The sequence below is a fragment of the Microvirga vignae genome, assembly GCF_001017175.1.
In the GTDB taxonomy this organism is placed as follows: Bacteria; Pseudomonadota; Alphaproteobacteria; order Rhizobiales; family Beijerinckiaceae; genus Microvirga; species Microvirga vignae.
The window spans coordinates 124,212-132,376 of record NZ_LCYG01000056.1; the positions used below are offsets into that span (position 1 = coordinate 124,212).

8 protein-coding genes and 1 pseudogene are annotated in these 8,165 nt (G+C 60.1%); 2 read left to right on the forward strand and 7 right to left on the reverse strand.

The window, feature by feature from the left end:
- Window positions 1-103: 103 nt before the first annotated feature.
- The 4 genes from AA309_RS21140 to AA309_RS21155 form a co-directional block, all read right to left on the reverse strand.
- Window positions 104-1,084, reverse strand: a complete 981-nt coding sequence (locus AA309_RS21140; protein ID WP_047190985.1) for a D-2-hydroxyacid dehydrogenase — start codon at window positions 1,082-1,084, stop codon at window positions 104-106.
- A gap of 146 nt (window positions 1,085-1,230) precedes the next feature.
- Window positions 1,231-2,511, reverse strand: a complete 1,281-nt coding sequence (locus AA309_RS21145) for a TRAP transporter large permease (RefSeq protein WP_047190986.1) — start codon at window positions 2,509-2,511, stop codon at window positions 1,231-1,233.
- The gene (locus AA309_RS21150; protein ID WP_047190987.1) at window positions 2,508-3,065 is read right to left on the reverse strand and encodes a TRAP transporter small permease; all 558 of its coding nucleotides are present in this window, start codon (window positions 3,063-3,065) and stop codon (window positions 2,508-2,510) included. Before AA309_RS21150 ends, AA309_RS21145 begins: the two co-directional genes overlap by 4 nt.
- A gap of 64 nt (window positions 3,066-3,129) precedes the next feature.
- Window positions 3,130-4,128: a DctP family TRAP transporter solute-binding subunit gene (locus AA309_RS21155; RefSeq protein ID WP_047190988.1), complete on the reverse strand. Its 999-nt coding sequence runs from the start codon at window positions 4,126-4,128 to the stop codon at window positions 3,130-3,132.
- Window positions 4,129-4,458: 330 nt separating this feature from the next.
- Here AA309_RS21155 and pgi point away from each other — a divergent pair, with 330 nt between their 5' ends.
- The gene (gene pgi / locus AA309_RS21160; RefSeq protein WP_047190989.1) at window positions 4,459-6,108 is read left to right on the forward strand and encodes a glucose-6-phosphate isomerase; all 1,650 of its coding nucleotides are present in this window, start codon (window positions 4,459-4,461) and stop codon (window positions 6,106-6,108) included.
- A 250-nt stretch (window positions 6,109-6,358) separates the two neighbouring features.
- Here the strand turns inward: pgi and AA309_RS21165 are convergent, their stop codons facing one another.
- A complete protein-coding gene (locus tag AA309_RS21165; RefSeq protein ID WP_047190990.1) occupies window positions 6,359-7,027 on the reverse strand; it encodes a class I SAM-dependent methyltransferase in 669 nt (222 codons plus the stop codon).
- 22 nt (window positions 7,028-7,049) lie between these two features.
- Window positions 7,050-7,241 (reverse strand): helix-turn-helix domain-containing protein, encoded by a 192-nt coding sequence (locus AA309_RS37815; protein WP_200902023.1) that lies wholly within the window; start codon window positions 7,239-7,241, stop codon window positions 7,050-7,052.
- A gap of 87 nt (window positions 7,242-7,328) precedes the next feature.
- On the opposite strand from AA309_RS37815, the gene AA309_RS21170 reads away from it, so the two are divergent.
- Window positions 7,329-7,808 (forward strand): CDP-archaeol synthase, encoded by a 480-nt coding sequence (locus AA309_RS21170; RefSeq protein WP_047191016.1) that lies wholly within the window; start codon window positions 7,329-7,331, stop codon window positions 7,806-7,808.
- A 10-nt stretch (window positions 7,809-7,818) separates the two neighbouring features.
- On the opposite strand, the pseudogene AA309_RS21175 reads toward AA309_RS21170, so the two are convergent.
- A pseudogene (locus AA309_RS21175) lies at window positions 7,819-8,165 on the reverse strand (metallophosphoesterase); the annotation flags it as partial.

Consider the following 8,165-nt stretch of genomic DNA (forward strand, 5'->3'; position numbering starts at 1 on the left):
ACTCCCTAGTGCATGGTCGGAGGTTCCGACGAGACAACCGCTATTTGGTTATACCAATTATATAACCCCATAGCTGGAAATACGCAATTGGTTAAACCAATTGTCAGGCCACTAAATTTCTCGGGGTTCCGGCCCAGAATAGGTCGATGTTTTCGAACAGTTGATCCGTGAGGCCTTGGACCGCCTCGCTGCTGGCCCAGGCTACGTGAGGAGTCAGGATGAAGTCGGGCCGATTGAGCAGGCGCATGAACGGATGATCGGGTGCAGGCGGCTCTGCCGTGACCACGTCGAAGGCGGCGCCGGAGATCTGGCCTGTGGTGAGCGCATCCGCCAGGGCCGCCTCGTCCACGAGCCCTCCTCTCGCCGTGTTGATGAGCAGCGGCCGGCGCTCCATCAGCGCGAATTCGGGTGCAGCGATCATGTTGCGGGTCGAGGGCAGCAGCGGCGAGTGCAGCGTGATAATATCGCTCTGGCGCAGAACTTCCTCGAAAGGCGTGTAGAGCGGCCCCATCCCGTTTGAGCCCTTGTAGGCCGAGAACAGCACCCGCATGCCGAAGGCGCGTCCAAGATCGGCCACCGCCCGTCCCAGCACGCCGTCGCCGACGATGCCGAGCGTCGAACCGGCGAGATCCTTGATCGGATAATCGAAGAAGCAGAACTGGCCAGCCTCCTGCCAGCGCCCCCTACGGACAGCCTCCGCATAGGCCAGGATACTGCGGCGCAGCGCCAAGATCAGTGCGAAAGTATGCTCAGGAACCGTATTCACCGCATAATTGCGGATGTTGCACACAGCGATGCCGCGCTCCGCGCAGGCCGAGACGTCAACAACATCGTATCCAGTGGCGGCGACGGCTACAAGCTTCAGGTTCGGAGCCTGAGCGATGGCCTCGCGTCTGACGGGAGACTTATTGGTGATGACGATGTCGGCATCGGCAATGCGCGAGGCAACCTCCTCAGGTAAGGTCCTGCCATGGGCGACGAATTCGTGCGGGAAGGACGGCGTCCGCAGTTTCGTTTCCGGCGAGAGCGTATCACGGTCGAGGAAGACGATGCGGGCCGGCGCACCGGACAAGGCTTCAGTCATGCGACACCACTTTCTGTCAGTCAGCTGTGGCGATCCATCCGCTGCATGTGGGATCTGGATCGCCGGATGAGCCGGCTTCCCGTCCTCGCCGGGAAGCGCAAAGGGCCGGACGCTGACGCACCCGGCCCTCCGTTTCCTGATTGCGGTCAGTAGAGACCGAGGAGCCTGATTGGCCCCAAGGTCAGGACCGGGAACAGGACCAGAGCCAGGATCGCGGCGGTCAGAATCAGGACCGGCACCATCGATCCGCGAATGACGTCCTCAATCGACATCTTGGCGACCTGAGCGACCGCGTAGAGGCAGACGCCAACAGGCGGCGTCACCAAGCCCAGAGTGAGCGTAACGACCGTCACGATCAGGAAGTGCATCGGGTCGATGCCTACCTTGAGCGCTGGCGGCAGCAGCACCGGGATGAGGATGAACATGGCCGCAATCGCATCCATGAACATTCCAACCACGATGAGGAACAGGAAGATGAGGAACAGTGCCATTGTCGGACCGGTGCTGATACTGGCCAGGAACTCGGCGACTTGAACCGGCAATCCGTCGAAGGCGAATACCCAGGCGGCGAGCTTTGCGGTCGCTGCGATGAACAGGATCGTACCGGAAGCACGGGCCGTCTCGACGAAGATGTTCCAAATCTCGGCGGGCGGAATCGTGCGATAGACGATGACCGACAGGAACATTGTGTAGACCACCGCGATGGCGGCGGCTTCCGTGGGCGTAAAGAAGCCGTTGACGATGCCGCCGAGCAGGATGACGGGCGTCAGCATCGGCAGGATCGCGCGAAGCCCTGTCGTTACCACGAGGCGGAAATTGAACGGCGTCGGCGGATTGTAGCCGTGGTGGACCGCGTAGAAGTGATTGAACACCATGAACACGAAGGCGATGAACAGCCCCGGGATCAGACCCGCCACGAGCAGGGTTCCGATCGAGACGTTGGCGATGGAGCCTGCGATCACGACAAGAATGGACGGCGGGATGATGGAGGATAGCGTCGACGTGACGAGCGTCATGCCGACCGCATAGCCCTTGGGGAAACCATGCCGCTCCATCGCCTTGATCTCGATGGCGCCCACAGATGCGATATCGGCAACGGAGGATCCGGAGATGCCGCCGAAGATGACGGAAGAGACGACGTTCACGTGACCAAGACCGCCCGGCATCCAGCCGACCATCGCCTCCGCGAAGTCGAAGATGCGCTCGGCCACACGACCCCGCTCCATGAAGTGACCCACCAGGATGAAGAGCGGCACGGCCACGAGCAGGAAGGAGTTCATGGCCGAGAACATGCTTTGCGACAGCAGGTCGATCGGCGTCGAGGTGAACATCATGATGACTGCGACGCTGGCGAGACCAAGCGCCACTGCCAGAGGAACTCCGAGGGCCGACAGCCCCAGAAAGAGGAGAAGAAGCGCGATGCTCACGACATATGCCCTTTCGAAATGAAGGCGTCAGTCTCGTCGAGTTCGACCTGCGGAGGAGCGCCGACTTCCGGAAGCTGAATGAGTTCCCGGTTCGTCTTCAGCGATTCAAAGATGGCCAGAATGGCCAGAATGGCGGAGATGGGCATGATCAGCCCGATCACCCACATGGGGATAGGCAGCGTCGCAGTCTCTTCGTTCATCATGATCTGCTGACGGATGAGGCTGAGCCCGGTCCATCCCATGAGGACGAAGAATAGAATTGAGGAGCTGACATAAATCGGAACAGCAAGGCGCCGGAACACGCTCGGAATTGCGGCGATAAAAACCACCACCCTTGCGCTCTCAACCGTTCGGAAACCTGCCGCCAGTCCAAGGAAAACCATCCAGACGAAAAGATAGCGGGTGGCCTCTTCGGACCAGGAAACTGGCGCGCCGATCAGGCGGCTCACGACTTGGATGAGCACCACGATCAGAATGCCGGCGGCAGTTGCTCCAGCGGCGAAATCGGCTGTGATTTTGACGAATCGGCCAAGAAGGGACGGTTTATGAGCCATAGGGCTTCGCTCCCAAATGAAATGCTGGCCGCACTCGCGGCCAGCGCTCTTGGATGATGCTGCCTTACTGTTTGCTGACAGCCTGGATCGTGCGGTCGAAGAAGGCTTTGTCCTTGACGAGTTGCGCGAATGTGGGGAACAGCTCCTTCGCGACATTTGCAAAGGCCTTCTGCTGCTCGGGTGTCAGGCGCTCGACCTTCATGCCCTTCTCGGTCAGGGCCGCAATGGACTTGCTTTCATCGGCGGCATCGTTCTCGACCTTCCATGCCTCGGCCTCGACAGCCGCCTGCTTGATGGCCGCCTTCTGATCCTCAGGCAGCGCATTGTACTTGGCAGGATTGATAGCAAGCACCCAACCATCCGCCATGTGGTTCGTGATGGTGGCATAGGACTGCACTTCATAGAACTTGGCCGTCACAGGGATGTTGATCGGGTTTTCCTGCCCGTCGATGACCTTCAGCTGCAGGCCGTTGTAAACCTCGGCGAAAGCCATCGGCGTAGGAGCCGCCCCCATCTTCTTGAAGAACTCGACCCAGAGCGGATTGTTGGGCACGCGGAATTTCATTCCTGCCAGGTCCTGAGGGCCCGTAATCGGCTTGCGGGAGTTGGTCATCTGGCGGAACGGACGCGGCCACATGCCAAGTCCCTGGATGCCGATCTTGTTCAGATCGGCAATAAGCTCCTGCCCCATGGGCCCCGACAGGTAGGAGCGGAGCTGGGCCGTGTCAGTGAAGAGGTAAGGCACCGAAATTGCCGTGAACTTCGGGTTGAAGTTGGCATAAAGCGAGCTCGAAAGCAGCAGCATATCGAGTGAGCCGCCTGCGAGCTGCTTCACAGCCGCCGAGGGATCGCCGCCATAGAGTTGGCCGTTCGGGAACACCTTCACCGTCACCTTGCCGCCAGTCTTCTGGGACACGAGCTCGGCAAACTTGTTGGCGGCCAGGGTGATCTCGGAATTGTCCGGATCGGGCGTCGACAGCGTGAAGTTGGTCTGGGCGCCGGCTGCCGTCGCAACCATCATCAGCGCAGCCGTGGCGACGCCACGGAACATGGATTTCAGCATTCTCGTCTCCTCCTAGGTGATTTGTTATTGGTTATACCAATAGGCTAGATCACAAAAAAACGCCTGACAAGTGGTATAACCAATTGTAGTTTCGGAGCGAGCTTAGACGATAGTTGGCCTAGCAGGATTGTGTTGTGATATGAAGTTGCACATCACGTCGGCTGCTTCCCCTGCGGTCTCATCCTTTTGCCCGGCAGGCAATCTCCGCAGGGTGTTGAAGAAGGAGCGGAAGGAACCATAACGCAGAGCACAACCCCCAGCCCGACGCTCTGAAGAAAGCGCTACGCTAACTTCCAGAACTCGCAGGAATCGCATTTGGCTGCATATCGGATGACGACACTCACCGCTTTACCGGCATGGCAGGCACTTCAGGCCCATTCTGCTGCCGTCCGCTCTCTGCATCTGCGCGAGCTGTTCGCTCAGGATCCCGAGCGCTTCAATCGTTTCTCGATCAGGCTCGGTGATCTTCTGCTGGATTATTCCAAGCATCGGATTACCGCCGAGACGATGATGCTTCTCCTCGACCTCGCACGACAGGCTGACGTGGAAGGTTGGCGCAACCGGATGTTTGCGGGCGAGAAGATCAATACGACCGAAAACCGGGCCGTGTTGCACGTCGCCCTGCGCAATCGCTCGGATCAACCGATCATGGTGGACGGTGCAGACGTGATGCCTGGCGTCATGGCGGTCCTCGAGCGGATGCGGCAATTCTCCGAACGTGTCCGGAGCGGTGAATGGCGCGGCGCCACCGGCGAGATCATGACAGATGTGGTCAATATCGGCATCGGCGGCTCGGATCTCGGCCCTCTCATGGTCTGCGAGGCCTTGAAACCTTATCAGCGGACGGATCTGCGGCCGCACTTCGTCTCGAACGTCGACGCGGCACATCTCACCCATACACTCGCCCACCTCGATCCTGCGCGTACCCTCTTCATCGTCGCATCGAAGACCTTCACCACCCAGGAAACGATGACGAATGCTGCCAGCGCCCGGGTATGGCTGACCGGCGCCCTGGGCGAGGAGGCGGTCGCCAAGCATTTTGTCGCCGTCTCGACCAATGCCGCCGAGGTGGCGCGTTTCGGCATCGACACGGCCAATATGTTCGAGTTCTGGGACTGGGTCGGAGGACGCTATAGCGTCTGGTCCGCGGTTGGCCTGCCGATCGTCCTGGCCGTCGGGTTTGATCGCTTCCGCGAACTGCTCGAGGGCGCTCATGAAATGGACCGGCACTTCCGCACTGCCCCTCTCGATCAGAACCTGCCCGTGATCATGGGCCTGCTCGGCATCTGGTATCGCAACTTTCTCGGCGCTTCGAGTCTTGCCCTGCTCCCGTACGATCAGCATCTCCATCGCTTTGCCGCCTACTTCCAGCAGGGCGACATGGAGAGCAACGGTAAGTCAGTGCAGCGCGACGGCAGCAGGGTGGATTACGCCACGGGCCCGATCATCTGGGGCGAACCGGGCACGAACGGACAACATGCCTTTTTCCAGCTCCTCCATCAGGGCACGGAGCTGATCCCGGCAGACTTTCTCGCGGCAGCGGAGAGTCAAACGCCCCTGGGAGACCATCACGAGAAGCTTCTCGCCAACTTCCTGGCTCAGACTGAAGCTCTCGCCTTCGGCAAGACCGAGAGCGAAGTCAAGGCCGAGTTGCAGAAACGGGGCCTGTCGGGTGAGGCCCGGGAAGCGCTTGTGCCTCACCGGATATTCGAGGGCAACCGGCCGACGACATCGATCCTGTACCGGAAGCTGACGCCGCACAGGCTCGGCTCCCTGATCGCGCTCTATGAGCACAAGATTTTCGTTCAAGGAGCGATCTGGGGGATCAACAGCTTCGACCAATGGGGCGTCGAACTCGGCAAGGAGTTGGCTTCCCGCATCCTGCCAGAACTTCAGAGCGATAAGCCCGTCACAAGCCACGACAGCTCGACGAATGGCCTGATCGAATACATTCGGCATCTCCGTCAGCCCTTGCAATAGGTTGCCAGCGACAAGAGGGCCGGCCTTTCATACAAGACCGGCATAGGGCCCTCGGCGCACCTATTTCATGGGGCCTTTACCGCCCTGAGCCATAGAAGGCTCACGCACAAGACCCCCGAGGATTGACCTTAAGGTGCATTCGACGAACACCTTGCTCCTTCCGAAGAGCGGCATCATTTCAATAGCAGGCGGCGATACATCGATGATCGTCAGAGAGAAGCCGACGAGCATGCCTGATCGTCGGACTACGTCATCGGGCGCTAAACAGCGCGGCGCAGCCAATGATCTCCATCCTCACCTGCTCGAACCGAGCAGCCAGTTCACGGCGCAGCCCCTCGATGCTGTCCTGCTGGTTCGAGAATATCTCCTTCGCATTGTAGAAGCGCATCAGCGCCCGAGCTGCCCCGGAGCGCTCGACGCCCTCCGCCAGAAGGGTTGAGCCGAACACAACCCCGCCGGGAGCAAGAAACGGCTTGAGATGATCGAAGACTACTGCCTTCCGCTCCAAGGCACCCGGCAGGCAATGGAGGAGATAGTTGAGGCCAATGGAGTCAAAAGGACCGGTCTCGAGCTCAAACGGTTCAAGCACGTTGGCCCGTACGACCTTGGGGGCGTAACGCTCGATGCGAGCTGAGGCCCGCTCAAGGCAGACTGGATTGAGGTCCATCAGGGTAATCCGGGGCCTGTCTGTTGGAAACCGGCAATGGTCGAGAAACCAGCCTGTGCCAACGCCGACATCCAGATGCGTGTCGGCCACGTACTCATTATAGTGGGCGAGCAGACGTCTGGTCGGGCATTTCCAGATCAGCGCGTTGGACAGGCCGAGCACCACCAGATCGTAAAGGTCGAGTGTCCGCCGGGTATAGACAGCTTGTCCGGCCATAACAGCCGCAGCAGCTCGCTCCTGCTGGTCGTTCATCGCTGTTCCTTTCCGCCGGGTGTCAAGACGTGTGCAGCCGCGATATCGTTGAGTGACTCACTTTGTACGAGCGCGCAATCTCAACCAAAGGCTCGCCAGCGTCGCATCGGGCCAGCGCCTCTTTTCTCTGATGCGGCGTCAGCTTCGGCCTGCGCCCGAGCCTGATCCCTTTGGCCTTGGCTCGCTCGCGCCCCTCGCCCGTCCTTGCCCGAATACGCCCCGGGCTTTACTGAACCAACTTTGCCTGCTCCCCCTTATCGTCGAGACACCCTCTGACGTGGTGACCGGCATGGCTGACTGGATGCTGAGCCTGCAACTCCTGGTGCTCCTCGGGGTCGCCAATGGCACACCGATCTTTGCCAAGAAGCTGCTCCAGAATCGCTTCAGCACACCTCTTGATGGGGGGCTTACACTGTCTGACGGCCAACCTCTCTTCGGAGCTTCCAAAACCATTCGTGGTGTCATTCTGTCGGTTGTCTGCACGGCGGGAGTGGCAGTCCTGCTGCACATAGACTGGATCGCAGGCACTGCGATGGCAGGCATGTCCATGCTGGGGGACCTCTTCTCAAGCTTTGTCAAGCGCCGCCTTCACCTGCCGCTGCATGCCCAAGTCTTCGGGCTCGATCAGATCCCTGAGGCCCTGCTGCCGCTTCTGGCTGTCAAGGAGCAGTTCAACCTGACGAGCATTGACATTGCTGTTCTGGTGATCGCGTTCATCGTGCTGGAGATCGTCCTGTCCCGGATCCTGTTCCGGCTGAAGATCCGCGACCGCCCCTACTGACGATGCCACGTCAGAGCGGGGCCACACGACGAAGCCGATGCAGGGTCACCTCGGGCGGGCAGTTCAGGCGCGCGTCGACGATGCAGGTGCCAGCCCCGGTCGAGGTATAGCCGATCATCCTGCCATACCGCCACGAGCCCCTGACAAAACGGCGGGGGCTGACAGTCTCGGTGCGGATCGGAATGCCGCCCGGCAGACAGATCTGGCCGCCATGCGTATGTCCGCACAGCATCAGGTCGAATGCGGCGTGTGCCGCCCGGCGATACGTCCCGGGGGTGTGCGAGAGCAGGATCGACACAGCTCCCGCTGGGATATCACGCGCAGCCAGCTCGATATCGTCCATGCGATAGAAGTTCG